The 2,034-nt window shown below is 73.3% G+C and carries 2 protein-coding genes; one reads left to right on the forward strand and one right to left on the reverse strand.

Going from position 1 to position 2,034, the window contains the following annotated elements; all coding sequences use genetic code 11:
- Positions 1 to 204: 204 nt before the first annotated feature.
- Positions 205 to 864 carry a glyoxalase gene (locus ABZ641_RS34850; RefSeq protein ID WP_359988381.1) on the forward strand — a complete coding sequence of 220 codons (660 nt, stop codon included), beginning with the start codon at positions 205 to 207 and terminating at the stop codon, positions 862 to 864.
- A gap of 149 nt (positions 865 to 1,013) precedes the next feature.
- Here ABZ641_RS34850 and ABZ641_RS34855 read toward each other — a convergent pair.
- A partial coding sequence (locus tag ABZ641_RS34855) for a right-handed parallel beta-helix repeat-containing protein (protein WP_359988383.1) occupies positions 1,014 to 2,034 on the reverse strand: 1,021 nt, incomplete at its 5' end.

Raw genomic sequence — 2,034 nt, forward strand, 5'->3', positions numbered from 1 at the left:
CGGGTCGACGCCTGGGGGCTGGTCGGCGGCGTGCGCGTCGAGCGCGACTGAGACGGCCGGACGAGGCCCCGGTGCCGGTGGGCGTGTCCCCGCCGGGCCGGGCGCCCGGCATCCAGGGGCGGTCCGGCCGGGGCGCGACCACGGCGGCGGACCGGTCAGGATCGGAGAAGCCCCGGCGGCCGCCCACCCCCTAGCGTGGTGGTCATGGCAACCACCACTTCCCCCGCAACCGACACGGCCCTCGCGACCGTCACCGTCGAGGTGACCGACCTGGAGGCCGCCCACCGCTTCTACAGCGCCTTCGGCGTGGACACCCTTGTCCGCCTCCGGGCGTCCGAGGCGCCCTCGACCGGATTCCGCGGCTTCACCCTGGCGCTCACCGTCTCCGGGCCCGCCACCGTCGACGGCTTCGTCGGCGCCGCCGTGGACGCCGGTGCCACGGTGCTGAAGCCCGCCACGAAGTCCCTGTGGGGCTACGGCGGCGTCGTCCAGGCCCCGGACGGGACGATCTGGAAGATCGCGACCTCGGCGAAGAAGGACACCGGCCCCGCCACCCGCGAGATCGACGAGTTCGTCCTGCTGATCGGCGTCGAGGACGTGAAGGCCACCAAGCAGTTCTACGTCGGCCGGGGCCTCACCGTGGCCAAGAGCTTCGGCGGCAAGTACGTCGAGTTCGCCCCCGGCGGGTCCAGCCCCGTGAAGCTGGCGCTGTACAAGCGCCGCGCCCTGGCCAAGGACCTCGGCGTCCCCGCCGACGGCACCGGCTCGCACCGCATCGCACTCGGCAGCACCACCGCCGACACCTTCACCGACCCGGACGGGTTCGCCTGGGAGGCCGCCGTGCCGTCCGCCCCGCAGTCCTGACGCCCGGCCCGGCCCGGCCCGGGGGCGTACCTGCCCCCGGGGCCGTCCTCCGACTCTCCCCCTCCCTCCGGCGGCGGCCGGTGACGTCGAGGAGGGGCTGCCCCGCATGCGGCGTCTCCGCTCGGCCGGACCGCCAGGACGTGCCGTGGTCAGCAGCGGCCGGCGGGTTCGGAGACCGCGCAGTGGTTGCGTCCGAAGAGGTTCGTGCTGTCACCCTCGCGGTCGACGAGGTCGGCGGGGGAGTTGCCGACGGCGTCGTTGGTCACGACGGAGTTCCGGGTGTTGGCCACGCCGACCAGGCTGTGGAAGAACACGATGCCACCGGACATCGGCGAGTCGCCGACGTTGTCGCTGACCTGGTTGTCCGTCACCGCCACCTCCTCGGCGCCGGTGAGGAGGATGCCCGTCCCCTGGATGTGAGCGAGCCGCCCGGCGGCCGGGCAGTACTTGTTGTTGGCGACGACCCGGTTGCGGGTGACGCTCAGCCGGCCCGCCCGGGGCACCGTCTCGTCACCGACGACGAAGACGCCGCCGCAGTTGCCGTGGACGTCGTTCTGTTCGACGTCGAGGTTGCGCAGACGGCGGACGGCGACGCCGAGCCGGTTGTCGGTGAGCCGGTTGCCGCTGACCACGGTGCCGGCGGTGTCGATCGCACCGCCGCTGCTGTCGCCCTCGGGATCCACGATGTTGGCGAGGAAGATGCCGTACTGGCCGTTGCCGGTCGCCTCGTTGCCGACGATCACGGCCCGGGTCGACTTCTCCTGGCTGATGCCGTGCTGGCCGTTGCCGCGGAGGTGGGCGGTGCGCACGGTCATGCCATCGGTCGCGGTGGCGTCGATGCCGTTCTTCTGGAAACCGGCGACGGCGAGGTCTTCGACGGTGACACCGCCGAGCGGGTTCCGGTCGCTGCCGACGACGCAGATGCCGTGCCCGGCGGCGGCGCAGACGGTGTCGCCGGCGGTGCCGTCGGCGGCGTCACCCGGGGTGATGACGCTGTTCGGACCGGCGCCGCGAAGCGTGAGGCCGGCGGTGGTGATCCGGACGCTGCCGCGGTAGGTGCCCGGTAGCAGCTGGAGGCGTACGTCGGCCGCGAGCCCTTCCTGGCCGGCGCCCGCACCTACTTCAAGCGGCACGCGTACGGCAACACCGTGCTCACCGACCTGCTGGACG

Source organism: Kitasatospora sp. NPDC007106, from assembly GCF_040634455.1.
Taxonomy (GTDB): Bacteria; Actinomycetota; Actinomycetes; order Streptomycetales; family Streptomycetaceae; genus Kitasatospora; species Kitasatospora arboriphila.

Coding starts and splice junctions, on each gene's coding strand:
- ABZ641_RS34850 (WP_359988381.1), top strand. CDS start 205: ATGGCAACCACCACTTCCCCCGCAACCGACACGGCCCTCGCGACCGTC.